24 protein-coding genes, 1 tRNA gene and 1 riboswitch are annotated in these 25581 nt (G+C 60.2%); of the genes, 3 read left to right on the top strand and 22 right to left on the bottom strand.

Annotation, left to right across the window (positions count from 1 at the left end; translation table 11 throughout):
- Nucleotides 1-226: 226 nt before the first annotated feature.
- From B9Z49_RS01920 to B9Z49_RS01910, 3 genes are all read right to left on the bottom strand, one after another.
- Nucleotides 227-1288 (bottom strand): cyclase family protein, encoded by a 1062-nt coding sequence (locus tag B9Z49_RS01920; protein WP_108351766.1) that lies wholly within the window; start codon nt 1286-1288, stop codon nt 227-229.
- 262 nt (nt 1289-1550) lie between these two features.
- Nucleotides 1551-2441 (bottom strand): DMT family transporter, encoded by an 891-nt coding sequence (locus B9Z49_RS01915; protein ID WP_108351765.1) that lies wholly within the window; start codon nt 2439-2441, stop codon nt 1551-1553.
- A 10-nt stretch (nt 2442-2451) separates the two neighbouring features.
- Nucleotides 2452-3219, bottom strand: a complete 768-nt coding sequence (locus B9Z49_RS01910; protein WP_108351764.1) for an SDR family oxidoreductase — start codon at nt 3217-3219, stop codon at nt 2452-2454.
- Between the two features lie 248 nt (nt 3220-3467).
- Between B9Z49_RS01910 and B9Z49_RS01905 the strand changes: the two genes are divergently transcribed.
- On the top strand, nt 3468-3920 hold the full coding sequence (locus B9Z49_RS01905) for a helix-turn-helix transcriptional regulator (RefSeq protein ID WP_108351763.1): 453 nt from the start codon (nt 3468-3470) through the stop codon (nt 3918-3920).
- 86 nt (nt 3921-4006) lie between these two features.
- Here the strand turns inward: B9Z49_RS01905 and B9Z49_RS01900 are convergent, their stop codons facing one another.
- The 5 genes from B9Z49_RS01900 to B9Z49_RS01880 are packed head-to-tail and all read right to left on the bottom strand — an operon-like array spanning nt 4007 to nt 8291.
- Complete coding sequence (locus B9Z49_RS01900; RefSeq protein WP_108351762.1) at nt 4007-5047, bottom strand: aldo/keto reductase; 1041 nt, start codon at nt 5045-5047, stop codon at nt 4007-4009.
- Nucleotides 5044-5415: a TIGR04076 family protein gene (locus tag B9Z49_RS01895; RefSeq protein WP_108351761.1), complete on the bottom strand. Its 372-nt coding sequence runs from the start codon at nt 5413-5415 to the stop codon at nt 5044-5046. Before B9Z49_RS01895 ends, B9Z49_RS01900 begins: the two co-directional genes overlap by 4 nt.
- Nucleotides 5412-6452, bottom strand: coding sequence for a TRAP transporter substrate-binding protein (locus B9Z49_RS01890; protein ID WP_108351760.1), 1041 nt, complete (start codon nt 6450-6452; stop codon nt 5412-5414). Before B9Z49_RS01890 ends, B9Z49_RS01895 begins: the two co-directional genes overlap by 4 nt.
- Nucleotides 6453-6507: 55 nt before the next feature.
- Complete coding sequence (locus B9Z49_RS01885; protein ID WP_108351759.1) at nt 6508-7797, bottom strand: TRAP transporter large permease; 1290 nt, start codon at nt 7795-7797, stop codon at nt 6508-6510.
- The gene (locus B9Z49_RS01880; protein ID WP_108351758.1) at nt 7794-8291 is read right to left on the bottom strand and encodes a TRAP transporter small permease; all 498 of its coding nucleotides are present in this window, start codon (nt 8289-8291) and stop codon (nt 7794-7796) included. Before B9Z49_RS01880 ends, B9Z49_RS01885 begins: the two co-directional genes overlap by 4 nt.
- Before the next feature lie 70 nt (nt 8292-8361).
- Between B9Z49_RS01880 and B9Z49_RS01875 the strand changes: the two genes are divergently transcribed.
- Complete coding sequence (locus tag B9Z49_RS01875) at nt 8362-9102, top strand: GntR family transcriptional regulator (RefSeq protein WP_108351757.1); 741 nt, start codon at nt 8362-8364, stop codon at nt 9100-9102.
- 94 nt (nt 9103-9196) lie between these two features.
- Here B9Z49_RS01875 and B9Z49_RS22470 read toward each other — a convergent pair whose 3' ends face one another.
- Entirely contained in the window at nt 9197-10489 is a 1293-nt protein-coding gene (locus B9Z49_RS22470) for a nuclear transport factor 2 family protein (protein WP_108351756.1), read from the bottom strand.
- Between the two features lie 16 nt (nt 10490-10505).
- Nucleotides 10506-11552 (bottom strand): tripartite tricarboxylate transporter substrate binding protein, encoded by a 1047-nt coding sequence (locus B9Z49_RS01865; RefSeq protein ID WP_108351755.1) that lies wholly within the window; start codon nt 11550-11552, stop codon nt 10506-10508.
- A gap of 102 nt (nt 11553-11654) precedes the next feature.
- Between B9Z49_RS01865 and B9Z49_RS01860 the strand changes: the two genes are divergently transcribed.
- A complete protein-coding gene (locus tag B9Z49_RS01860) occupies nt 11655-12599 on the top strand; it encodes a LysR substrate-binding domain-containing protein (RefSeq protein WP_158273398.1) in 945 nt (314 codons plus the stop codon).
- A gap of 248 nt (nt 12600-12847) precedes the next feature.
- On the opposite strand, the gene B9Z49_RS01855 is transcribed toward B9Z49_RS01860, so the two are convergent.
- The 12 genes from B9Z49_RS01855 to B9Z49_RS01800 all read right to left on the bottom strand — a co-directional run bounded on the left by B9Z49_RS01855 (nt 12848) and on the right by B9Z49_RS01800 (nt 25517).
- Nucleotides 12848-12923, bottom strand: a tRNA-Asn gene (locus B9Z49_RS01855).
- A gap of 79 nt (nt 12924-13002) precedes the next feature.
- Nucleotides 13003-15177, bottom strand: coding sequence for a TonB-dependent siderophore receptor (locus B9Z49_RS01850; RefSeq protein WP_233254468.1), 2175 nt, complete (start codon nt 15175-15177; stop codon nt 13003-13005).
- 67 nt (nt 15178-15244) lie between these two features.
- Nucleotides 15245-15347: riboswitch (TPP riboswitch) on the bottom strand.
- Nucleotides 15348-15374: 27 nt separating this feature from the next.
- On the bottom strand, nt 15375-16412 hold the full coding sequence (locus B9Z49_RS01845) for an NAD(P)/FAD-dependent oxidoreductase (protein ID WP_108351753.1): 1038 nt from the start codon (nt 16410-16412) through the stop codon (nt 15375-15377).
- 51 nt (nt 16413-16463) lie between these two features.
- Entirely contained in the window at nt 16464-16793 is a 330-nt protein-coding gene (gene fdxA, locus B9Z49_RS01840) for a ferredoxin FdxA (protein ID WP_108351752.1), read from the bottom strand.
- Nucleotides 16794-16933: 140 nt separating this feature from the next.
- Nucleotides 16934-18214, bottom strand: coding sequence for a sulfate adenylyltransferase subunit 1 (locus B9Z49_RS01835; protein WP_108351751.1), 1281 nt, complete (start codon nt 18212-18214; stop codon nt 16934-16936).
- Between the two features lie 150 nt (nt 18215-18364).
- Nucleotides 18365-19315, bottom strand: coding sequence for a sulfate adenylyltransferase subunit CysD (cysD, locus tag B9Z49_RS01830; protein ID WP_108351750.1), 951 nt, complete (start codon nt 19313-19315; stop codon nt 18365-18367).
- A 110-nt stretch (nt 19316-19425) separates the two neighbouring features.
- Nucleotides 19426-20181 (bottom strand): phosphoadenylyl-sulfate reductase, encoded by a 756-nt coding sequence (locus B9Z49_RS01825; protein ID WP_108351976.1) that lies wholly within the window; start codon nt 20179-20181, stop codon nt 19426-19428.
- 136 nt (nt 20182-20317) lie between these two features.
- The gene (locus B9Z49_RS01820; protein WP_108351975.1) at nt 20318-20695 is read right to left on the bottom strand and encodes a DUF934 domain-containing protein; all 378 of its coding nucleotides are present in this window, start codon (nt 20693-20695) and stop codon (nt 20318-20320) included.
- Nucleotides 20696-20778: 83 nt separating this feature from the next.
- A complete protein-coding gene (locus B9Z49_RS01815; protein WP_108351749.1) occupies nt 20779-22596 on the bottom strand; it encodes a nitrite/sulfite reductase in 1818 nt (605 codons plus the stop codon).
- A gap of 12 nt (nt 22597-22608) precedes the next feature.
- Nucleotides 22609-23400: a sulfite exporter TauE/SafE family protein gene (locus tag B9Z49_RS01810; protein WP_108351748.1), complete on the bottom strand. Its 792-nt coding sequence runs from the start codon at nt 23398-23400 to the stop codon at nt 22609-22611.
- Between the two features lie 94 nt (nt 23401-23494).
- Nucleotides 23495-24430 (bottom strand): DMT family transporter, encoded by a 936-nt coding sequence (locus B9Z49_RS01805; protein WP_233254467.1) that lies wholly within the window; start codon nt 24428-24430, stop codon nt 23495-23497.
- A gap of 16 nt (nt 24431-24446) precedes the next feature.
- Nucleotides 24447-25517: a hypothetical protein gene (locus B9Z49_RS01800; RefSeq protein ID WP_108351747.1), complete on the bottom strand. Its 1071-nt coding sequence runs from the start codon at nt 25515-25517 to the stop codon at nt 24447-24449.
- Between the last annotated feature and the right edge of the window lie 64 nt (nt 25518-25581).

The raw sequence follows: 25581 nt of genomic DNA, 5'->3' as shown, positions 1-25581 counted from the left end.
CGCCGCCGAAGGCGCTGGCTCGTTGTGGATCCAGCCCGATGAAGTCTTGAAAATTATTGAGGGGATAGCGTTTTTTTTGTAGGAGTCCACCCTGTGGGCGATGTGTGTGGAGCACGCCCTGCAAGCCATCGCCCACAGGGGTGGGCTCCTACAAAGACAACAATTTACGCATGGTCAACATCAAAATGGTCCATCCAAATTTCACAGGGCCAGATCAATAGACGGCTCACACCGTGGCAATGGGCGTGGCCGGTGAGCCAATGGCCCCGGGCAGGCGCAAGGGCGGGGCGGTGAGCAAAAACCGGCATCGGCCGTTCTGGCGCAGCCAGTCGGCCAAGGGGGTGAGGTGCCAGATTTCGCCCAGGTGCACGCCCAGCTTGAACAAACAATGCTCGTGCAAAGGCAAAGCCGCGCAGCTGCCGGGCCGGGGCGAGGCGGGCAAGCCTTCGACCGCGTAGTTGTCGGCGATCAGGGCGACCAGGCCCGAATCGGTGATCCATTGCAGCAGTCGCTCGTCGCGCCCCTCCAGCACGGCGCAAGAGTTTTCCACCGCGTGCGGATCGGGCTGTTTGTTCATCTCGAGCAGCATCTGCGCAAAGCCGGTGTGCAGGCACACCATGTCGCCGGGCTCCACCACCACTTGGTCTTTTTTCAGGATGTCCATCAGCAAGTCATAACCCACACGTACCCGCTCACGGCCCAGATGCGCATGCAGGTCGATCATCACCGCACGGCCTTGTACGCAGCGCTCGGACATTTTTTCGATGCCCAAGGCCTTGGCAGAAGATGTCGATTCGCGGGCGATCTCTGGAAAACCAAAAATACCCGCACCTTCGCTGCCACTCGGGCCGATTACATCGGTGCCTGCGCGAAAGCCGTTGTAGTACACCGGCTCGGGTACGCCATCGCCATTGGCGTCGAACATCGAGCCCACATGCGCCAGGCTGTCCCACTGGGTGCTGTACTGCAAATGCATGATCACCAAGTCGTCGCACACCACATCGGTGCAGACCGGGTCGTCGCACCACAGCTGGTAGTTCATGTTGGGCTTGCCCTCGCGCACCGTCGGGCGCAGCACGGGCGGCTGTCTCCGGGGGTTGAGCACATTACCCCCAGGAAAATCCAGCGGCAGGCTCAGGTTGAAGGTCTGCCCGGTGCGCACCTCGTGTATGCCTTGCAGCACTTTTTCGGGGGTCAAGAGGTTCATGCGCCCGCATTGGTCGTCGGGGCCAAAGTCGCCCCAATTGGAGCCAGGGGGGCGTTGTTTCCAGCGGTGGGATGAAGACATGTCTGACTCCTGTGATGAGCGCCCAAGCGCAAAAAATATTGCATGCCATCTTGGGCGCTTGGTGCCTGTTGGTGTGTCACCGAACTGACTGATCGACCAAGAAACCAGTCGCTGGCGTATCTTTGTAGACATGAGCCCACCCTGTGGGCTAAGGCTTGCAGGGCGTGTTCCACGCCCATCGCCCACAGGGGTGGGCTCCTAAAAAAGAGATCCCTTGCATGGGGTTCAAGACTTCAAGGGCCGGATCAATAAATTGAGGTGCTTATTTGGGACCTTCGCCCTGAAACTCGCGCCACAGCAAATACAGGCCGCTGGCCACCACCACCAAGGCGCCCAGCACCACGGCCATGTCGGGCACCTGGTCAAACACCAGCCATCCCAACACGGTCATGTAAACAATTTGCTGGTACAAAAACGGGCCCAACACCGCCGCTGACGCATAGCGGTGCGCCACGGCCACAAAGTAGTGGCCAATGCCGCCGCACAAACCGGCCAAGGCCATCACGAACCACTCGAGCAGCGTGGCCGGTTGTTGCCATTGCCACAGTGCAAAAGGCGTCAGCGCCAAGGTGGCCACCACCGCCGAGGTCAGTTGCGTGGTGGCCGGGTTTTCACTGCTGGCCAGGTAGCGCGTCATCATGTTGAACAGGGCGTACAAAATGGCGTTGAGCGCTGACAGCAAGATCGCCGGGTGAAAGCCCTGGCTGCCCGGGCGGATGATGACCAGCACGCCCAAAAAGCCCACTGCAATCGCCAGCCAGCGTTTGGCGTCCAGCCGCTCGCCCAACCACCAGGCTGAGAGCAAGGCGATCAAAATCGGCACGGAAAACTGCATGGCTCCGGTCTCGGCCAACTGCAAATATTGCAAGGCCCAGAAGTTCAGCGCGGTCATGGACGCCAGCATCAAGCCGCGCAGCAGCTGCAAGCGCGGGTGCCGCCAGCGCAGCAAATCGCCTTTGACCGACGGCGCAAAAACCGCAATGGAAAACAGCGAATGCGTGAGAAAGCGCATCCACACCACTTGCATCACCGGCAGGGTGATCACCAGCCACTTGGCCGAGGCGTCGAGCAGCGCAAACATCAAGGTGGTGACCGTCACCAGCGCAATGCCGATGCGGCGGTGCCGGGCGCTGTCGCTGAAAAGCTGGCTCATCGGGCCGGGCTCAGCGCTTGGGCGGTGTCTCCAGACCGCCCGTGTAAAAGCGGTTGAAGGTGGGCGAGATGATCAACTCGTTGATGCAGGTGCGCTCAGGCATCTGCGCCACAAACAAGATGGCCTGGCCCATGTCTTCGGCCTGGACCATCAGTTCGCGTTGCTCGGCAGACGGCGGGACGGGCCGCTTGTTCAGAATGGGCGTGGCCACCTCTCCGGGCAAGAGCGAGGTGGCGCGGATGCCGTGCGTGCATTCTTCCATGTTGATGGACTCGGTCAGGGCCAGCACGGCACGTTTGGTGGCGTTGTAAGCCGGGCCGGTGAGCTTGGACGCATACAGACCCGCCCAAGACGACACGTTGATGATCAAGCCGCTTTGCTGCTGGCGCATGGCGGGCAGGACGGCGTGCACGCAATAAAACAGGCCCGACAGGTTGATGGCCACTACATCGTCCCAGGCCTCGGGCGTGACCACGTCGAAATTGCGCTGCGTGGCATTGGTGCCCGCACTGGTGACCAAGATGTCGATTCGCCCATGTTTGTCCAGAATTTGTTGCGCCGCCGCCTTGACGGCGTGCTTGTCGGCCACGTCCAGCAGCAGGGCCTCTGCACTGCCCAGGGTCTGCAGCGTCGCCAAAGCGCTGGCATTGGTGGCGGCGTTCCGGCCCGAAATCACCACATGAACGCCATCCTTGGCCAAGGCCATGGCACCCGCCAGCCCGATGCCGCTGCCCCCGCCGGTGATCCAGGCGATTTGGCCTTTGAGGGATGTGGTCATGGAGGGCTCCTGTTGAAGTGTTTGAGGTGGTTTGGCCGATGGGGCCGATGGGGCTGATGTGGCAGTTTGGGCCTACAGTGCCTGTATTTAAGCAGCCTTTGCGCTCGGGCCTGCTGCTCAGGTGACAACCGGTGACAGGGCGAGCAGGACCCGTCGTGATGAACAGGCGATCCCTCGGGGCCAGTTGGTTCGTGCTGATGGGGCATGCGGTTTGCGTATGATCCACGTTCTGAACGAATGGAGAGAACATGAGTAACTTTGCTGCCCAGTTGAAAACCGAGATTTCACGCATCGCCAAAAAAGAAACGCGCGCGCAAGCGACGGTTCTGAAAAAGGCTCAAGCCACGCACCGCGCCGAGATCGCCGATCTCAAAAGACGCATCGCCAGCTTGGAAGCCGTGGTGCGCCGCTTGGCCAAAACGTCTGCCCGCCCCACCACACCCCCCAAGGAAGAAGATGAGCCCCAGGGCTTGCGCTTTCGCGCCGATGGCTTTGCGTCCTTGCGCAAAAAATTCGGTGTGTCGGCCACCCAGATGGCCCAGTTGCTGGGCGTGTCCAACCAGTCGGTCTACCACTGGGAGACGGGCAAGTCCAGGCCCCGCGCCGCGCAGCTTCAGGCCATCGCGGCCGTGCGCAAGCTGGGTAAAAAACAAGTGGCGGAGCGTTTGGCGGCGCACGCACAAGAACCAACTGCGAAATAAGTGGGTCAGAGGGCGAGGGGGGCCCCAAGTTCAGCTGTGCGTTTGGCGGTCTGCATTCACTTTCTGACCCCGAACTGCGCGCGTTGTCAGTGACGCCCTTCGTTCTGGTTGTAGCGCATGATGCGCCCGTGACGGCCTGCCTTGTCGCGCTCGATGTCGTAGCAGTCACCCGCAGGGCCCGTGCGCCGTGCCAGCAAGGGGGCCAACAGAGCGTGGTCCTGTGCGTCCAGGCGCATGGCCTCAATGCGTTGTGTGGCCGGCAGGTGGCGCGTCGAGGTGAAACCCATGATGGCGCTGCCCACTTGGGGACGGTCGATCACCCAGCGCGTGGCCACATCACCCAAGCCCACGCCATGGCGCGTGGCGATGGCCTGCAGGGCTTGCAGCAGTTCCTGAAACAGGTCCCAGCCGCCGAAATCTTCGATGATCAGTTTGTATTTGGTGTGTGAGCGGTTGGCCAGGGGCTCGGTGGGCTCGGCTTGGCCCAGCCACGCTTCGCTGAGCAGGCCGCCAGCCAGGGTGCCGTAGCAAAGGAGTTGCACACTGCGCTCTTGGCACAGCGCGACCAGGCTTTGGTTGGGGCGGCTGTCCAGCAGGGAGTACTGCACCTGCGTGCTGACCAGCGGGATACCCGCATCCAGGATTTCCCGGGTCACGGCGGTGTTGAAGTTGGTCAACCCGAGGTGCGCGATTTTGCCTTCGCGTTGCAGATCGCTCAGGATGCCCAGCGCTTGCACATAGCCCGGCTGGGCCAAGTTCCACCAGTGAAACTGCACCAGGTCCAGCTGGTCCACGCCCAGACGTTCCAGCGAGCGGTCGATGATCTCGGTGAGGTAGGCGCGGTCGCATGAGGTCAGGCGGTCGTAGTCGGGCACGCATTTGGTGTGCACCTGAAGCTTGCGGGCCAGGTCAGGGTGCTCGCGACGAAATCGGCCGATCAAGGCTTCCACGCCGATGTAGTGGTCGGCGCAGTCAAAGGTGGTGAGCCCGGCCTGGACGAAGTCGGCCATGTCTTGCACAGCTTGCGCTTGGTTGACCTCTCCGTGGCCGCCTGCCAAGTGCCAGCAGCCCTTGATCAGTCGTGACGCGCGGTAACCTGGTGCCAGCTCGGTGGTGGAAATGCTCATGGTTTTTTGGAGGGGTCTTGTGGAGATGTGGCCAAAGGCTCTGCAGTGACGGCCGCGTGGTTAAACGACCGTGTGCCGCAGCGCCGGATCACAAAGCGGGCCTTGCAATTCGGATCGGGGCAGGCCACGCGGGCGTCGGTGCTCATCCAGTCGTTGGGGTGGCAGGGGCGCTGCTTGGCGGGCAAGATGGGCAGCAGCGCCGCCAGGGTGTAGATGGACCAGCTTTGCCCCGGCGGAAAATGCAGCTGCTCGCCGTGCAGCTCGAAGTGGTCGCCGGCTTTGGCCTTGCACCAGCAAGGACCATCGCCTTCCCACTCCACCCGCAGGTCGAACAATTCAAATTGGTCGTCGCCTGCGGGCTGGCTCATTTGCTCACGCCCAACTCGCGCGACACGCTGGTGATGAGGCCACGGTACTCGTCCAGCGCTTGTTTGGCCGCAGGGGATTTCTTGCTCGCGTCTGCCAGCCATTCGTCTTGCACAAAAGCCAGCTTGCCGCGCAGCTCTTGCAGCAGGGGGCCTTGCACGTCGGTGACCTTGACTCCAGCGGCGGCCAACAGGCGGTCTGCGTCATCTTCCTTGGCCTGCCAGACGGCGGCAAAGCGGCGCACCATGGTTTCACCCGAGAGCTTTTCAATGGCCGCGCGATCACGTGCCTCCAAGGCTGCCCACTTGGCGGCGTTCACCACCACGAACTGGCTGGAATGCGCAAAGCCACCCGGCACATAAGAGGCCGTGGGCATGTGTTGGGTCATCTTGAAGGCGACCACGGTTTCCTTTTGCTGGAACATGCCCTGGATCACGCCCCGCGAGATTTGTTCGTAGGCTTCAGACAGTGGCGAGGAGATGGGCGTCATGCCCAGCGAACGGGTGATTTTTTCGACCGTGGTGCCGGGCACACGGATCTTGATGCCACTGACCGCGTTCATGGAGGTCAAGGCATTGGCCTTGGTGAACAGCTGGTAGGAACCGTTGGTCCACAGACCGAGCAAGACGGTGCCTTCGTGTTCGTTGGCTTGCGCAAAGTGTTTTTGGTAGGTGCGCCAGTAAGCCAGCGAGTTCACCACAGCGTGGTCGGTGGTAAAGGGCAGCTCGCCCATTTCGGTGAACTTGAAGCGGTTGGGTGTGTAGGCGTGCACGCTGAATGCGATGTCGGCCACACCGTTTTTGACCAAGTCAAAGTGGGCTGGCGGCGCACCGAGTGCGGGCAAGACCTGGATTTTGACGCGACCCTCGGTGGCTTTTTCAACATCGGCGGCCCAAGGCTGGATCATTTCGGTGACCACATGGTGCGTGGGGGGCAGCCAGTTGGAAAAGCGCCAGACGGTTTGGGCTTGCGCTGCAAGGGCAAGACTGCCCAGTGCAGTGATCAGCAGGGATTGACGCAGAAAACGGGGGGTGATCATGGGAAAGCTCCTTGGGTTGAGGGTGATGGAGGGGGCGAAGGATTTTTGGGAAGAATCAGGTGATGGAGGGCAGCCACAACGCAATGGCCGGCACAGCGAGCAAGATGCCCAGGCGGATCACGTCGGCCGCCACGAACGCGCTGGCCCCGCGAAACACCACATTCAGCGGGACCGATGGAATCTGGCTGGCCATCATGTAGACGTTCATGCCCACGGGTGGGGTGATCAGAGCCACCTCGATGAGGGTGACGATCAGCACACCGAACCAGATCGGGTCAATGCCGTAGCTGACCACTAGGGGAAACACAATGGGCAGCGTCAGCAAAAGCATGGACATGCTTTCCAAAAAGCAACCCAGCACCAAGTACATGGCACAAATGATGAGCAGAAATTGCATGGCCGACAGGTCCAGGCCCTGAAACACGCCTCCCAACCAGGGTGTGAAGCCCGAGATGGTGATGTACTTGGACAAGACCAATGCGCCAACCAAGATGAAAAACAAGCTGGTGGTGGTGACCGCGGTCTCACGCAGCACCTGTGCCAGCAACTTGCGCGTCAGTCGCCCGCGTGCAATCACCATCGCAAAGGCGCCTGCAGCGCCGATGCCCGCCGCTTCGGTCGGGGTGAACCAACCACCATAAAGCCCGCCAATCACCAAGCCGAACAACAGGACCACACTGCCAATGCCACGCAAGGAATGCAAGCGTTCTGTCCATGTGCTGCGCTCGCCTGCCGGACCCGATTTGGGGTGACGCCATGTGTACACCATGACCGCGCCTACATACAACAAGGCGCCCAACAGGCCGGGCAGAACACCGGCAAGGAACAGCTTGCCGATATCGGTCTGGGTCATGATGCCGTAGACCATGAGGGCCACGCTGGGCGGAATCATGATGCCCAAAGTGCCGGCCGATGCGATGCAGCCGGTGGCCAGCGCATCGCTGTAGCCGTAACGCTTCATCTCGGGGTAGGCCACACGCGTCATGGCGGCCGATGTGGCCAGGCTGCTGCCACAAATGGCCGCAAAACCCGCGCAGGCCAGCACGGTGGCAATCGCCAAGCCGCCACGCAAATGCCCTACAAAACGGTAGGTGGCGCGGTACAGCTCACGCGAGATGTCCGCTTCGTTGATCAGGTTGCCCATCAGGATGAACAAAGGCACCACCGTGAGCGAATAGTTGTTGACGGTGCTGAAGGCGGTTTCACCCACCATGAACAATGTGGGGCTCCAACCCAGGACGCTCAGGCAGCCGACCACGCCCGTGACCAGCATGGCCACGGCAATGGGCACTTCCAAGGCAATCAAGGCCAGCATCACGGCCATGGCGATCAAGGTAGCGGTCATGAGGCCACCTCGACACGGCGCTTGAACCACAAGGCCATCACCGCTGAAAGCGCCATGCTCACGGCCCCAAATCCGGCCACCCACGACAATGGAATCTCGATGTACGGTGCCCGGTCACCTGCTGCGCCGACCCGCAGCATGTACTGAAACAGGGCCCAGGCCAGATAAGCCAAGGCCATGCAGGACAAAATTTTGCGCAGTTCGCGCAGCACGCGCTCCAGGCCCTTTGGCGCACTTCGCCACATCTGCAAGATACCCGCTCGGACATGCTCGTCTTGGGCTGTCACCAGGGGCAAGGTGGCATACACCAGCAAGCCCATGAGCAGCGCCGTCAGCTCGTAAGCCCCGGTGATCGGTCGGCCTGCGATGCGCAGAACCACATCTAGAAAGGCCACAGCGGCCATGGCCGCGAGCACCCAAGAGGCCACATGGACAAACCAAAAAGCAGGCCGTGGCGCAGCTGCGGGCAGGGGGTCGGATGGGTTGGAATTCATGTATTTACCATAATGTGATCACATAATACGGTATCCCTCATGAACAACGCAAGCGTGGATATACTGCCCCATGGCCCGACCCCGACGTGATGCCCCCAGCCCAGAATCCCTGCGGTCGCCGATGCCGGTGTTGCGGCCGGTCTCGCGCGATTCGGTGCAGGACCGCATTTATGCCGAACTCTCGGACGCCTTGATTTGCGGTCGTCTGCAGGGCGGGCAAACGCTACAAATCAGGGACTTGGCCGACGCGTTTCACACCAGTGTGATGCCCGTGCGCGAGGCCTTGCGGCGCTTGGTGGCCGAGGGGGCGTTGGAGTCTGCCACCCAGCGGCCCGTTCGCGTGCCGTACCTGTCGGTTCAGCGGCTGGACGACATTCACCAGACCCGTCTTTTGGTGGAAGGGCATGCGGCCGAGCGGGCTGCCGAGCGCGCGGATGAGCATTTGTTGGCTGCACTTGAAGTGGCCGATGCCGAGTTTTCACACGCATTGCAAACCGGGGATGTGGAGGCCGAATTGCAGGCCAATCGGCGCTTCCATTTCACGTTGTACGAGGCCGCTCAATCGCCCACTTTGTTGTCGATGATTCGCAGCCTGTGGCTGCAAAGCGGCCCTTATGTGCGTGTGGCCGTGGCCCACCACAGCCCCGAGCAGGGGGCGCCACGCACCTTGCACCACCACGGCCTGATGCAAGCCTTGGCGCAACGTGATGCGAAAGCCGCTCGTCGGGAACTGGAGGCTGATCTGGACTGGGCCTGGCGCCTGATGCAGGACAAGGTAGGCCCCAATACCGAAGCATCAGGATTTGCATGATAGAAAAGCAAAAAGCCCACCTTGTGGGTGGGCTCTGTACTTTGTTGATTTGGCTCCTCAACCTGGGCTCGAACCCCAGCAAGATGTGGCCTCTCTAGATTCGGTGTTTGCGCCATGAATCTTTGACTTTGATTTTGTTGCCTTCGAATGTGAATAGGTCACAGCCATCTACTTCGATTCGGGCCCCATCAGATGTGCGTGTGCCGACAAAAGTCCACTCAGAAACACCACGCTGCCCAGCAACAAAGTGTTTGGCGCGGGTCCATTGAGCGTCAGGATAGTTTTGCCACGCTTGCATGAAGGCATGGCGAACGTTTTCCTTGCCGACCTGGCGGGTTCCACAGGCTTCGCTGCCAGTAAAGGTATGAAACACACACCCATCGCTCATGTAGGACATCAGTGAATCAATGTCGTGGTTGTTCCAGGCTTGGGCAAACTCGATGAGTGTTTGCTCTGTCACCTCTGCAGGCGCCAAGGTTTTATCCAAAAAATCAATTAAAGCCATACCGACTGTGGTTTTTTCAATGGCGCCATCCATGTTGTTTTGTTCCAGTAAAGCCACAGAGTCACGATCGTAAAAATGAGGCTTTTGTGGGACGAAATACCGACGGATGCCAATGCCTTTCGCTTCGGCTTTGTTGGCCATATTCAGGGTTCGATCGTGTATGCCGGGCAAGTCCATTTCACTGGAAAACATCAAAAGCGGCGGCTGACCTCGACCGCCATGGACGTAGTAGTCGGCATCATCCAAGTCAATGCCACCTGACAAGGAAACGATGGCCGCTGCGTTGATGCCCAGAGCGTAGGACGCATAAATGGAGGCGAATGCGCCAGCTGAAAATCCGCCTACAGCAATGCGCTGAGGGTCAATCCCCCATTGGTGAGCATGACTTTGAACAAACCTGAACGCGCTGGCGACATCCACGAATGCGCCTTCAATGCCGTTCAGTATTTCTTCGTCTGTCGCAGGTGCCAAACCCATCAGTTCACGAACATGGTCGATGCGGCCTCGACTGATTTGTTGACGGTTGCGCTTGATGGGCGCAGCCTGTGGTGCAGCAAGCTCTTGTGTTAATCGATAGCCCAAGCTGAAACACACATATCCCCTGGCCGCAAAAATTTTGCAGTATTCAGTGACCGGTGTGGTGTGGTGGCCGTCTTGTTCAAAATCGTCATTCGTTTTAGAGCCCCGGTGATAAGCACCCCCGTGCGACAAAATCAAAGCAGGTTTAAGGGCATTCCGATCGGTATTGAGGGGCTTGTAGATGTCCAAGGTCAAGGGGCGAGAACTCGGATGTGGGGTGCCAAAACCAATGGATCCTTCTCCATAGGGTACGTCTGAGAGCATTTCAATTTCAAAAATGGCATGGGCTGCTGGCGCGTTCATTTTTTATTCCTGAAATTCAATCGATTTTTGCACCCGAGCGTTTGACCAAATCGGCCCAAGTTTGGACGTCTTTTTTGAACATATCGCCCCATTGATTCGCCGTTGTGGCCGGCGTGACTGGAAAGCATCCGACGGCATGAATTTGGGTTTGAACCACAGCGGTAGAGAGGATCTGGTTGATGGTTCTGTTCAGTTTTTCAATGATTTCAGCAGGCACACCCGCTGGTGCAAATACGGCTTGCCAGCCCACAGTGTCAAAAGGAATGCCAGACTCCACCAGCGTCGGAACATCAGGGATGGAGGGCAGTCTGTTCAGGCCGTTCAGGGCCAGTGCGCGCATCTTCCCGGCTTTGACTTGAGGCGTTTGTGAAAGAGCATCAAGGATGGCCACTGTCAATCGTCCACCCAGCAGGTCCAAGGGGGCACCACCTGTTGAGTAGGGAACGTGGGTCATTGAAATCCCTGCCAGCCGGTTGATGCTTTCGCCGATCAAGTGCGAGGGGGAACCATTGCCAAAAGATCCGTAATTGACCGATTTGGGATCTTTTTTGGTCAAGGCAATCAAGTCGGCCATGGTTCGAAGGGGGGAGTCAGCCCGAACCAGAACCAGCAGGGGCGCCGTGGCCAGTTTTGTCACCGGGACAAAATCTCGAACCGGGTCATAACTTAAGTTGCGGTAAATGGCCGGTGATATCGCAAAAGAGGCCGATGTGACCAACAATGTGTTGCCATCGGCAGGCTGAGTCGCAGCCAACGCGGTTCCAATGTTGCCAGCAGCACCAGGGCGGGGCTCCACGATGACGGGTACACCCAATTCAGTGCTCAATTTTTCAGCAATCAACCTTGCAATGATGTCGGTCCCACTGCCAGCGGTCCAAGGGGAAATCATCCGAATCGCTTGGTTCGGCCAAACGCCTTTCGCGCCAGTACCCTGCGCCCATAGGTTGGGCAACAGGCTCATAGAAGCCAGGCCGCTGACACTTTGAGCGATGCGACGAATGCTTGTGCGGCGCTCAAGGTCTGCGCTGGGGCTGACCTCTGATTTATTTTGAGGGTGTTTCATCGGATGGATCCTTCAGTGAAGTGACTAAGGCAACGCCCATGATGTCGCATCCATGCATAATCTGAAAGGAATATTTGATTCTGTTGGTATTAGTAAATGCTTATGAAAAAGATTCAGCCAAATTCGAAAAAAATGGATGCTCAAAACCTGCTTCGCCGAATTCGATATCGCCATTTGCAGGTGTTGCTGGCTGTCTCAAGGCATGGCAGCTTGACGGCCGCCGCCGGATCTTTGGACATCACTCAACCTGCCGTCTCTCAGTGGCTTTCGGATATTGAATCGGCAGTGGGTGGGCGCTTGTTTGTTCGCGGCCAACCTTTAAAGCCAACGGCTTTGGCTGCACCCTTGCTGGCACATGCTGTTCGCATGTTGAATGATGCGCAACGTGTCGTTGAAGAAATCAACGCCATCAATGCGGGTGCCACTGGCATGGTTCGGATGGGTGCGATGCAAGTGGCTGCTGCGTCGCTGGTCCCCAATGTCCTGTTGAAGTTTCAAGAAGAATTCCCCACCATCAGTCTTTCATTGATTGAAGACGTCGCTGCGGGCCTATGGGCCAGATTTGAGAGAAATGAGATCGATTTATTGGTCACACGCCTGGATGCGCGTGCCATCGCATCCGGGCTGCCTCAAAAGCGACTTTTTGTAGATCAGCACCGAGTGGTTTGTGGTTTGAAGCACCCACTTTTGTCGCGCAAAAAAATTCAATGGAAAGACATTTCTGCATATCCTTGGCTCATGCCCACGCTTGGCACTCCTCTGAGAAATGCCGTTGAAATGACTTTTGCACGAGAGGGCATAGCCTTCCCAAGGATTTTGCTTTCATCGGTGTCACCGACCAGTAATCCCATTTTTTTGAATTCAACAAATGCTTTGGCCATCATGTCCAGCGCAGCGGCTTCTAACCTGGAGAAAAATGGTGTGCTCAGAACACTGCCATTGACATTGACTCAAGAAATTGGAGATGTTGGCCTGGTTTGGCGAGAAACTTCCCCCGGTCCAAGCTTGAGTGCATTGATCAATGCTTTCGAGTCTGAATGCGAATAGCTGGCAGGGCTGTTGACAGGGCGTTGCCAAACATCACTTCGCATTCGTTTGCAGACCAGGTCGCGCTTGTCCATGACGGTGTGGGGCGTCACTTTTTTGGCCATCGTTGAGTTGTTTGGGGATGCTCGAGCTCAGCATTCAGCCTGTATCCAATCAGGGCAGCCAATGAGCATCGGGTGAGAAGTGTTTCAGGCAAGAAAAAAAGCACTTGGAATTTCTTCTAAGTGCTTGTTTCTATTGGATTTAACTGGCTCCTCAACCTGGGCTCGAACCAGGGACCTACGGATTAACAGTCCGGCGCTCTACCGACTGAGCTATTGAGGAACAGCTTTGCATTATAGGGCGATTTTTAGCCTGTTTTGAGAGGGGCTGTAGATTTATTGAAAATCTTGCAGCCCTGGTTTCAGAAGCTGGCCTTGACCGCCAAACGCAGCGTGCGGGGTGCACCGGGGTACAAGTAATAGTGGCCGTATTGCTTGGGGGATTCGCGCCAGTAACGGCGGTCGGCCAGGTTGTCGATGGCCAGTGTCCATTGCGTGCGCGTGCCTTGTATGCGCGTGTCGTAATGCGTGGCCAGATCGAGCGTGGTCCAAGCGGGGAGTTGGATGGCGCCATCCTCGGTCACACGGCGCGTGCCTTCGTGGTTCAGTCGCAAGCTGCTGCGCAGACCGGGGACGTCTGCGAAGCGGTATTGCGCCACAGCGCGCAAGCCCAGGCTTGGCACGTTCAGGGCGCGTTGGCCGTTCACGCTGGGGTCAATCGCAGCCTCTTGACGCTTGGCATCTGTCCAGGTGGTGGCGATGTCCCATTGCCATTGCGCTTGGGAGAGGCCTGCCGACAACTCCAGTCCTCGGTGGCGGGCTTGTCCGTCGATTTTTCGGGTGCAGGTGTTGGCCTCATCGCAGGCGCCTTCGTCGCCCGCCACAGGGCGGGTGATGTCAAACCAGCTCGCTTGCCAGCGCGTGCGGGCCCATTGGCCTTTGACGCCGATCTCGAACTGTTTGCTTCGCAAGGCGGGCAGGGCTTGACCGGCGTTGGTGTAGCGGCTGCGGTTGGGCGCGACATCGGTTTCAAGGCCTTCGCCGTAGCTGCCGTAGACGAGGTACGCGGGCGTGATCTGGTGCGTCAAGGCCAGCCAGGGTGTGTTGAAGTTGCGCTCGTCTTGCACGGCGTGGCTGCCGTCGGTGCGCTCGCTGGCGCGGTTCAGGCGCGTGTGACGCCAACCCAGCCACAGGGCGGTTTGCGCGCTCAACTCAATCCGGTCATGTAGCGCGATTTCGGTGGTGTATTCGCTGCGTTGGGTGTTCAGCTCGCCCGGTGTGGGCTGGGCCTCGGGGCTGTCGAAGCTGCCGTTGATGTTGCCCGTGCCCGCCCAGTTGTAGGCCTGCATCGCCGAGGGGCGGTCCAGCATTCGGCTGCGCATCAGGCTCAGACCCAGTTGGTGTTGCAGACCGGCCAGCCGTATGGCGCCGCTGAGTTCGGTTTGCAGTGCGTCGCTGCTGCGGCGTTCGTGGTCGCTGCGGTAGTCGTACAGGTCAAAACCGCCATCGCTGCAAAAGCGGTCCCAGCGTTCTTGGGCGCTGCAGCCATAGGCAAAGCTCAAGCGGTCGTCGGTGCGCAAGCGTTGTGCGCCGTATTGCGTGCTCCACAACCAGCCGCCTTCCAAGTTTTGCTTGAAGCGCAAGGTGCCGGTGGTGCCTGCAAACACGCCGGGCACCGACCAATTTTGGCGTGTCAGGTTCCGCTTGCCATCCACCGGGGCGGGCAGGATGTCGCCAAGCAGGCTGTAGGCGTTGACGCCCATTTGCTGGCGTTCGCTGCGCTCAATTTCCCATTCCAGACGGCTGTCGGGCGTGAGACGCCAGTCCATGGCCAAGGCAAAGAGTCGGCGGTGGCCTTCGGTGTTTTTGATGTACGGGCTCAGATCTTCGTAGGCCGCATTGAAGCGGTAGCCCAGCGCCTGGTCTTGGCCAAAACGGCCGCCCAAGTCGAGGGCGATGCTGCTGCTGTGGGCCGGGCCGAAACTGGCGCTGACGTCGCGCACAGTGGTGTTTTGGGCCGAGGGCGGGCGCTTGACCACGTAGTTGACCAGACCACCCGGGGCGCTGGTGCCGGCCTGGATGCCGCTGGTGCCCTTGAACAATTCGATGCGGTCCTTGTTGTCCATCCCAATCATGGTTTCGGCTGAAATGGGCAAGCCTTCGCGGCGGTAGTTGTAGCGGTTGTCCAGCGTGTAGCCGCGCACGCTCAGGCTGTCCCAATACGCGGGCGAGTTGTAGCTGTCGGCCACGCTGGCGTCCAGGCGCAAGGCGTCGGACACGCGCTGCGCACCGATGTCTTGCAGTGTTTGCCGGTCGATCGTGATGGCGCTGAATGGTGCTTGGCGCAGCGGTACATCGGCAAAGCCGCTGACCTGCGAGGGCGCGGTGTCGGTGATGGTGATGTCGGTCAGGTTTTGCGCGCCCAGCCCGGTGGCCGTCAAAAGAGCGATGGCGCTGGCGACGTGGGTGGCGCGAAAAGCAAAGGGGCCGGTAGACCGGCGCGGATGAGACGAAAAGATGGGCGAAAAAAATGCCACGACGTTATTCCTTCAACGTTATGGCAGGTCGGCTGGCTGGGAACGTCATGCGGCCGAAACCGGACGCCGTTCTTTTGACTAGCTTCCCTGCGCGAGGATTACCTCAATCAGGTTCAAAGGGACTTTCTCAGTCGATGGCCTTGCAGCCACCAACACCCCTAGCGAATGCGCCGCTGAATTGCGGTGCGATGTGAATTTTAGGCGATGCCCAAACGCTGGTGCAGCAGCGTGGAGGTTGTCGTGTACTGCAGCAGGGTCTTTTCTTCGGGGCGCAGCAGGGCCACGGCACCGAAGGCGGACAGTGTGGCTTCGTGAAAACCGCACAAAATCAGCTTCTTTTTGCCCGGGTAGGTGTTGATGTCACCTACGGCAAAAATGCCCGGCTCGGAGGTGCCGAAATTTTCGGTGTTGACCACCAGTTGCTTGCGTTCCATCGCCAAGCCCCATTGCGCCAAGGGGCCTAATTTGGGCGACAGGCCCAAACAGGTTTGCAGCACCTCCAGGCTCAGCCATTCGGTTTCGCCTTGCGGGTTGAGCAGTTCCAGCGCTTGCAAGCGCCCAGCTTTTGTGCGCAGGCCTGTGGGCTGACCGGCCACAAAGCGCATGCGGCCTTCGGTGCAGGCTTGGCGCATTTGAGCGGTCAAGCCTGGATCGGCGGTGAACTGATCGCGGCGGTGCAGCAAGGTGACGCTGGCAGCGGCTTGCGGGCCTTGACATGCATTCAGGCAGGTTTGCAAGGCAGTGTCGCCGTCGCCTGCCACCACCAGATGCTGGCCTGCCCAATGCTCGGGCGAGGGGTGCTGCACAAAAACTTGTGTGCCCTCAAAATCCGCCAGGCCGCCCAACACCATGCGGCGCGGCACAAAGGCGCCGACGCCAGCGGCGATGAACAGGGTCTGGGTTAGGAAGCGTTGACCTGCATCGGTGATCACCTGCAGGCGCTGGTCGGGCAGGCGCTCGACGCTGTCCACTTGCTGGCCCAGGTGCAGGGTGGGTTTGAAGGGAGCCATTTGTTGCTGCAAGCGCTCGATCAGTTCAAGTCCGGTGCAATAGGGGATGCCCGGGATGTCGTATATGGGTTTGGTGCCGTACAGCTCGGCGCATTGGCCGCCCACATGGGGCAGGGCGTCGACGATTTGGCAGTGCAAACCTTGCAGGCCCAGCTGAAAGACCTGAAACAGGCCCACGGGACCTGCGCCAATGACCAGCGCGTCGGTGTCGATGGGGGTGGTCATGAGGGGTGGCTAGCGAGAAAAAAGGCCGAAACATTCGGCCATTCGCAAGGATCAGCGGATCAGCTCGGCCAGCTTGCCGGTCTTGTCTTTCCAGTCGTCGGCGTTGGGCATGGGGATTTTGCGCTTGGTGATGCTCTTCCAGCCGGGCAACAAAGCCAGCTCGGCGTTGAGCTTCGTCATGTGCTGCTGGTCGGCGGGCAGGTCTTCCTCGGCAAAGATGGCATTCACGGGGCATTCAGGGATGCACACAGCGCAGTCGATGCACTCATCGGGGTCGATGGTCAGGAAGTTGGGGCCTTCGCGAAAGCAATCCACGGGGCAAACGTCTACACAGTCGGTGTATTTGCATTGGATACAGGATTCGGAAACAACGTGGGTCATGATGGACTTGGAGTGAAAGAGTTTTGCGCAGCCAAACCACGCAGAGCCAACATTTTAAGGGGGTTTCAGGGTCGACCGGGCCCAAGGCTGGCTGTGTCTATGAGGTCAACAGGGCTTTGGGCACCAGGCTGGGGGGGCTTTCAGTTCACCAGCACCGCCCCCGAGGTCTTGTGACTGGCCGTGTCCACCAGCACCAGCGCGCCCAAAATGCGCGACTGCGCAAATGGCAGGGTGGTCAGCGGCTCTTGCAGGGCCAGCGTGACATGGCCGATGGCGTTGGGGGGCAGCGCGGTGGCATTTTCCTCGGCCAGAGTGTTCACGTTCAGGCGGTGAACCACACGCTGCACTTTCACCTTGACCCAGCGGTGGCCATGCAGCGCCCAATACAGGCGACCGGCCACCAAAGGCTCGTCGTCCATCCAGGCGATGGTGGTGCTCAGCTGGCGCTGGCCTTCGGGGCTGCCGTGTTCCGCCAAAAGCCAGTCGCCACGCGACACATCCACTTCTCGGTCGAGCACGATGCCTGCGCTGTGGCCGGCGGCCTTGCCTTGCGGCTGGCGAGTGGCCGACAGCACTTGCGAGACCACGGCGGTTTGGCCGCTCCGGAAGACTTTGACGGTCTGGCCTGGCTCGACGCTGCCGGTGGCCACGCGGCCCCAGAACACGCGGCGGCCCTGGGTGGTGACGCCGGAGTCATGGAACTTTTCGACCCACTGCACCGGGAAGCTGAAGGCCACATCGGTCTCAGCGGGCGTGACCGGCAGGTCTTCGAGGATGCTGAGCAGGCTGGGGCCGCTGTAGCCGCACCAGTCGGCTTGGTCATTGTTCTCGGTGGTCACCACGTTCCAGCCTTTGAGGGCCGACACGGGCACCATGGCGGCGACCTTGATCCCGGCTTCTTTGGCAAATTTTTCCAAAGCGCCCGCGATGTTTTTGTAGGCCACGGTGGCATCGGCCACGGCGTCAAGCTTGTTGATGGCGAACACGATGGAGGGCACGCGCAGCAGGTTCACCAGCAGCGAGTGGCGGCGTGTTTGCGGCAGCAGTTGCAAGTGGGGGTTGGCCCAGTCGAGCTTGATGGCGTCGACCAGCACCACGGCAGCGTCGGCACTCGATGCGGCCGTGACCATGTTGCGGGTGTACTGCTCGTGACCAGGCGCGTCGCCAATGATGAACTTGCGCGATTCGGTGTTGAAGTAGCGGTAGGCCACGTCGATGGTGATGCCTTGCTCACGCTCGGCGCTCAGGCCGTCGGTCAGCAGGGCCAGATCGGTTTCACCCGAGCGCTGCACGCCCGCCAGGTGGTCTTGCAGCACGGCCTTGGTGTCCACCAGCAGGCGGCCAATCAGCGTGCTCTTGCCATCGTCGACCGAGCCGCAGGTGATGAATTTGAGGGCGCTGGCTTGATTGGGGATCTTCATGTTTTTGTCCTGGATCGTGAAAAAAGTAGCTGTCAGGTTTGGCTAAAGCCTGTCATCGCGAGGAGCGAAGCGACGTGGCGATCCATGGGTCTTTGACCTTGCACAGATGCTGGATGGCTACGCTTTGCTCGCCATGACGAAGAGCGCGTGTCAGAAGTACCCATCTTTCTTGCGCTTCTCCATGGAAGCCTCGGACGTCTTGTCGTCCATGCGCGTGGCCCCGCGTTCGCTCACATCGGCGGCCAGCGTCTCGATCACGATCTGCTCAGGTGTAGAGGCCGTGCTTTCCACCGGGCAGGTGCAGGTGATGTCCCCCACGGTGCGAAAACGCACGTCGCGCACCACCACTTCTTCGCCGTCTTTGGGCGGTGTCAGCGCGGTCACCGGCACCAAGAGACCCCGGCGGTCCACCACTTCACGTTTGTGGGTGTAGTAGATCGACGGCAGCGCAATGCGTTCGCGGGCGATGTATTGCCACACATCCAGCTCGGTCCAGTTGCTGATGGGGAACACGCGAAAGTGCTCACCGGATTGCAACTTGTGGTTGAACAGCGTCCACAGCTCGGGGCGCTGGGCCTTGGGCTGCCACTGGCCAAAGCTGTCGCGGTGGGAAAAGATGCGCTCCTTGGCGCGGGCTTTTTCTTCGTCGCGGCGGGCACCGCCAATCAGCGCGTCAAAGCGGAACTCTTCAATCGCTTCGAGCAGTGTGACCGACTGGTGCACGTTGCGGCTCTCGCCCGGGTGGGCCAGGCGCACGGTGCCTTTTTTCATGGAGTCTTCGACGCTGCGCACGATCAGCTCGGCACCCAGTTCCTTGGCGCGCGCGTCGCGGAAGTCGGTCACTTCTTGGAAGTTGTGGCCGGTGTCGATCATGAGCAACGGGTAGGGGATGCAGCCGTTACCGGAGGGGCTTGTTTTTTTCCCGAAGGCTTTTTCGGCGCACTTGAGCATGACCAGCGAGTCCTTGCCGCCCGAAAACAGCAGGGTGGGGCGCTCGAAAGCGGCGGCGACTTCGCGCAGGATGAAGATGGTTTCTTCTTCCAACGCGTCGAGGTGGGCGTTGCTCAGGGTGTGCAGTTCGGTGGGTGTGATGGCGGTCATGGTTTTCTCTTTTCTTTTTGTAGGAGCCCACCCCTGTGGGCGATGCTTCTGTTTTGGGGAAGGGGAATCGCCCACAGGGTGGGCTCCTACAGGGACGGGTTTGACGTTTTTCAGGGCTTGACGTGCAGCCCACATTCCTTGGCGGCTTCGTCCTCCCACCACCAGCGGCCGGCGCGGAACGCTTCGCCCAGGCTGATGGCGCGGGTGCAAGGGGCGCAGCCGATGCTCGGGAAAAACTGGTCGTGCAAGGGGTTGTAGTCCACATGGTTCGTGGCGATGTAGTGCCACACGTCGCCCCAGGTCCACCTGGCCAGCGGGTTGAACTTGGCCAGGTTTTTGGAGGCTTCTTCGCTGGTGTCGCGCAGCGGCACTTCGGCGCGGGCATTGGATTGCTCCTGACGCAGACCCGTGATCCAGGCGCGTTGGCCCGTCAAGGCGCGGGCCAGAGGCTCCATTTTGCGAATACCGCAGCAGGCCTTGCGCAAGTCCATGCTCTGGTACATCGCGTCCTGACCTTTTTCACGCACGAACTGGATGACCGATTCGGGCACCGGGCGGAACACGTTGATGGGTGCGCGCGAATGCGCATGGGTGCGCTCCAGCAGCGCCAGGGTCTCGGTGTGCAGCGCGCCGGTCTCCAGCACAAAGACCGGGATGCCCAGCTGCAGACTGTTGATGAGGTGCGTGATCACCACGTCTTCGGCACCCAGGCTGGAGGCTTGGGTCACGGGCGTAAATTCGGCGGCAGCGCGTTGCAGCAGCGCCTGCGTTTCGGCCAGCTTGGCTGCAAAATTAGGGCTGGCCTTGGCGTTTTGCTCGGTGGCTTTGGCAGGGACATTGCGGGAAGAATTCAGGCTGGAAGTCATGGTGTGTCTTTTGTAGGAGCCCACCCCGTGGGCGATGGTGGGTGGTCCTTCGCAGGGGACATCGCCCACGGGGTGGGCTCCTGCAGGGATGTGCGTCGGCGGGTTGGTTTTGTTGAGAGTCCTGTGGCTGATGACCTCAGGCGGCTTTCGCAAATTGGGGTTTCGTTTCGACAGCCGAGCCTTGGTAGAACCCGGCAAACCTTTTAAATTGGCGTTGCGCCGCCGAAGCGTCCACGCCTTCGCGCAGCACAGCCACGTCAAAGCCGGTGCGCTCCATTTGCACCAACTGGTCAATCAGCACGTCGCCGGTCGCGCGCAACTCGCCCACAAAGCCCAAGCGGCGGCGCAGTAAAAAGGCCTGGCTGTAGGCGCGGCCGTCGGTGAATTTGGGGAACTGCAGATCAATGCGCGTGATGCCATTCAGGTCGAGTGTGCGGGGATCGGCGTCGTTGGCCAGTGTGACGAGCGCAGGCGATGCAACAGCTTTGTGTTCTTGGGCAGAAATGATTTTCATGGTCGTTTTTATTTTGTAGGAGCCCACCCTGTGGGCGATGGTTTCGCAAAATCGCCCACGGGGTGGGCTCCTACAAGAGGGCTTCAGATGGTGGTTTCTTCGGCGGGGTGGCGGGCGGCATTGGCCGCTGCCTTGAATGGGTCTTGCCCCACGCGGCGCAAGGTGTCGATGAAGGCTTCGGCCTTGTGGCCCTGGCTGGTGCGCAGGGCCTTGTAGGTGTCCAAAATCGCTTCGATCACGTCGGGCACTTCAAACGAAGAGAACGAGGGACCGACCACTTTGCCGGGGGTGGTGGGGCCTGAAAGGTCTTTGCCGTCCGAGCCGCCCAGCGTGACCTGGTACCACTCCTTGCCGTCTTTGTCCACGCCCAGAATGCCGATGTGGCCCGAGTGGTGGTGACCGCAGGAGTTGATGCAACCGCTGATGTGAAAGTCGATGTGACCCAGGTCGTTCAGCTCATCCAAGTCTTGGTAGCGCTCGGTGATGGCGGCGGCCAAAGGCAGGGAGCGGGCATTGGCCAGGGCGCAGTAATCGCCGCCGGGGCAGGCGATCATGTCGGTCAAGAGGCCAATGTTGGGCTGGGCCAGGCCCAGCGCTTTGGCTTCGAGCCACAGGGCGTGCAGCTGGTCCAGGCGCACCCAGGGCAGCACCAGGTTTTGGGTGTGGGTCACGCGGGCTTCGCCAGCGGAGTATTTGGCGACCAGTGCAGCAGCGGCATCGAGCTGGCCGGCGGTGGCGTCGCCCGGTGCCTGGCCCAGGCGCTTGAAGGACAGGCTCACGGCACGCAGGGCCGGGTTCTGGTGGGGCTTGACGTTTTGCGCGATCCAGCGGGCAAAGGCTGGCGTCTTGGCCGCTTCGATGCTGACATCCGCTTCGGCTTTAGCTGCCCACTCACCCTGATCTGAAGGCAGGTTCAGCGCCGGTGCCGCAAAGCAGGCGGCCACGCGGTCGAACTCGGCTTGCGGGATGGTGTGCAGCCCGCCGTCCTTGACCAGAATGTCCTGGTACTCGGCTTCGACTTCGTCAAAATAGCGCTGGCCTTCGGCCTTGACCAAAATCTTGATGCGCGCCTTGTACAGGTTGTCGCGGCGACCCCAGCGGTTGTACACGCGGATCACGGCTTCGAGGTAATTCATGATCTGGTTCCAGGGCAGGAACTCGCGAATCTGCGTGCCCACCACAGGCGTGCGACCCATGCCGCCACCCACTAGCACTTTGAAGCCCACTTCGCCCGCCGCGTTCTTCACCATTTGCAGGCCCACGTCGTGCCAGCCAATGGCGGCGCGGTCTTCTTCAGCGCCCGTGATGGCGATCTTGAATTTGCGAGGCAAAAATGCGAACTCGGGGTGCAGCGTGCTCCACTGGCGGATCAGCTCTGCGTAGGGCCTTGGATCGACCACTTCGTCCACGGCCACACCGGCCAGCTCGTCGGTGGTGGTGTTGCGGATGCAGTTGCCGCTGGTCTGGATGCCGTGCAGGTTTACCGTGGCCAAGAGGTCCATCACGTCGGCCGATTTGGAGAGGGGAATCCAGTTGAACTGCACGTTTTGGCGGGTGGTGAAGTGACCGTAGTTGGTGGTCAGCTTGGGCGAAACTTTGGATGAAGGCCAGTCAATTTTGTCTTGCGTGGCCTGGGCTTCGGCCAGCAGGGCGGCGTCGGGCGTGTCGTACTCGCGGGCAATTTGGGCCAGCACTTTGAGCTGGGGTGCCGAGATTTCGCCGTAGGGCACGGCCACGCGCAGCATGGGCGCATAGCGCTGCACGTACCAGCCGTTTTGCAGGCGCAGGGGCTTGAACTGATCGCCTGTCAGCTGTCCCGCTTCAAAGCGCTCGAGTTGGTCACGGTGTTGTGCAGCGCGGGCTCGCACGAACTGTTTGTCAAATTCGGTGTATTGGTACATGAGGGGACTTCTTCAGATCAAAACGAGTTTGGTGCCAGCCCAGGCCAGCAAGACGGAAAGCAAGGAGCGGATCACGCGATCCGGCGTGTGTTGGGTCAGGCGCGAGCCCAGCCAGATGCCGGGCAGCGAGCCCGCCAGCAACTTGGCCAGCAAGGCCCAATCGACCGAACCCATGGAGGCGTGGCCCAAGCCCGCCAGCAGCGTGAGTGGAACGGCATAAGCGATGTCAGCCGCCACGATGCGTGGCAGGGGCAGCATGGGATAGAGCAAGAGCAGCACGGTGACACCAATGGCGCCCGCGCCCACCGAGGTGAGGGTAACCAAGATGCCGATCAGAGCGCCAAACAGCACCGACAGGCTCCAGTGGCGTGGGGTGCTGGCATGGGCTTCGTCGGCATTGGCCAGGTGGCGAGGCACTTGCTTGCCACGCACGGCCTTGTAGAGCATGGCTGCCGCTGTCAGCAGCAGGGCCACGCCCAAAGTGCTGGTCATCAGCGACTTCACCTCGAGGGAGGCCGGCCCCACCCAGTGCAAAAAGCCCAGGGTGACCAAGCAGGCCGGAATGCTGCCCGCACTGAGAAAAATCACTACACGCCAGGGCACGATGCGCTGTCGGGTAAAACTGATGGTTCCGCCCAACTTGGTGAAAGCCGCAAACAGCAAGTCGGTGCCTACAGCCATGTAGGGCTTCACGCCAAAGAAAAAAATCAAGAGCGGCGTCATCAAGGACCCGCCGCCCACCCCCGTCAGGCCCACGATGGTGCCCACGAAAAAACCTGCAAAGACATAAGCCAAATCAACCATGGGGGCGACTTTAAGGGGGCTTTATGCCAAAACAAACGATTTTTTAGTTGGGCATATATTCTTTTGTCTTATATGAGTGGTGTCGGACTCTGGCTCAGTGTTCGCTGCGTTGGAAGGTTCGAAAGGGGTTGAATCCGGTGAGCAATGCCGAGGCGATCAAGATGAGCAGCACGCCAGGCAGCAGACCGGCCGTGAGGGGTTCGTCCAAAAACAAGGCCCCCCAAGACACACCGAAAAGGGGAATCAAAAAAGCCGAAGAGGTGGAGGCGCTGGCCGGGATCTCGCGCATCAGGCGCATGCTGATCCAGTAGGTGAAGCCCGAGGTGAACGCGCCCAGCACCAGCAAAGCCAGCAGCGCGGGCAGGCCCACCGCTTGGCTGGGGGCGGTGGCAGCCGCTGCGGGCACCAGCACCAGAGCGCTGGTCAAGTGCACCACCGCAGAGGCGGGCAGCGCGTGGTGGGCCAGGGTGGCACGCTTCATGAAGATGGCCCCAAAGCCATAACAGCCAGCGGCCACCACGCAGGCCAAGGCGGCCAGCACCACGTCCAGGTCCGGGTTCACTGGCCCCAAACCCAGCAACAAGGTCACGCCCAGAAAGCCGAGCACACAACCGACCCCTTTGCTGGGCGTGAAGCGTTCTTGGGCCCACATCACCCCAGCCAAGACGCCGAACATGGGGGCGGTGGCGTTGAGAACGGCCGAATACCCGGCAGGCAAGACCAGTCCGGCCCAGTTGTACAAAATAAAGGGCACCACCAGCGTCAATATGCCCAGCCCGGTGAGCGATCGCCAATGCGCGCGGGCGGGCCAGGCTTGGCGCGTCCAGCGCATGATGGCGCTGAGCACCAGCGCCGCCAGGGCACAACGCAGGCAAGCCATGGCAATGGGACCAAAAGCCGGGACGGCCACGCGGATGAGCGGAAACGAACCACCCCAAACGGCAGACAAAAGAACAAGTTGGGTGAATTGGCGTCCGTTCATGGCTAGGCCATTATCAGCCGGCATCCAGCGGCCTTGCTCGAGGGGCATGGACTTTTCAAGAGCCCTAAGGTGCAGTCCTCACACTTTCCGCCAAGACATCGGAGACCCTGCGCACCTGAATCTGGGGCGGCAGGTTTTCCCGAACCTTGTAGTTTTGTGCCCGCTCCTGTGATCGGAAGGGTCCTGTGATCACCACAAACTGGCCAAACGGGGAGGCGCTCTTGCGCATGAGCACGCGCGCATTGGCCAGTTCGTTTCGTGTTTGGATCAGGCTTTGGGCCTGCGCGGCGGTTCGAAACGCGCCATGCTCCAGGACAAAAAACTCTGGCGATTGCAGGGCCAGCCACCGCACGCCCCGCAGGGCGATGGCCGGCACTTCGTTGCGGGTGTCCGCGGCATCAGACGCTTGCGGCATGGCGGCGGATTCTGCCGCAACGGCGGATGCCACAAGGTCTTTGGGTTGACTTGGCAATGTATCAAGCGAAGGTGCCGAAGCCGCTGGCGTTGTAGCCTCAGACCGCTTGTCCGCCTCAAAATTTACGGAGTTGGGTTCAGAAAAGTGGAGCGCCGTGCCCCATGCGCCCAAGCCCAACAGGGCCGCCAAGCTCAGCCAGGCCAGACGCTTAAATGGTTGTTTGGATGCGGGGCTCGAGGCCGCTTCGGTCGCGAGGGGGATAGATGCCAGGGTGAGGGGCTCAACCATCCACTGAGGGTTGGGCTCGGAGAGGTTCATGCCCGCGATGGCCGCATTGTTGTGTTCACCCGAGGGATTAAGGCCAAGCAGAACCCAGCGCCAACGCAGGCCGGGCAGGTGCTGCGTGAGATCCTGCAACATCTGAACATCCGAAGCGGACAGCTCTTCGGCGTTGGTGATGATGGAGATTTGCCTCGGCAAAGAGGCTGACGATGGCGTTTGCATCGCCTGTTTCAACCCCAGCTGGGCAATGCCTTGGTTGATGTGGCTGAGCAAAGCCAGGCGTTGTTGACCTGTGAAGTGTTCTACCGCAACAGCTGGGGCCTCTGCGCGCCACAAGGTTTGCAAGGCGTGCTTTGCACGCAATATGGCCTCGTTGTCCTGACGCCAAATGATCAGGTTTTGATCATCCTTTAAAACGACTTGGCCCAGAGCTTCCAACGCAGATTCTGGTACTTTCGGTTGAGATGAGGCGGGTGGGTTGGGGTGAGGCGGACCAAGGAGC

Origin of the sequence: Limnohabitans sp. 2KL-51 (assembly GCF_003063645.1) — a bacterium.
In the GTDB taxonomy this organism is placed as follows: Bacteria; Pseudomonadota; Gammaproteobacteria; order Burkholderiales; family Burkholderiaceae_C; genus Limnohabitans_A.
Note: the sequence above shows the minus strand (reverse complement) of the source record. Positions and strands in the feature narration are given on the sequence as shown.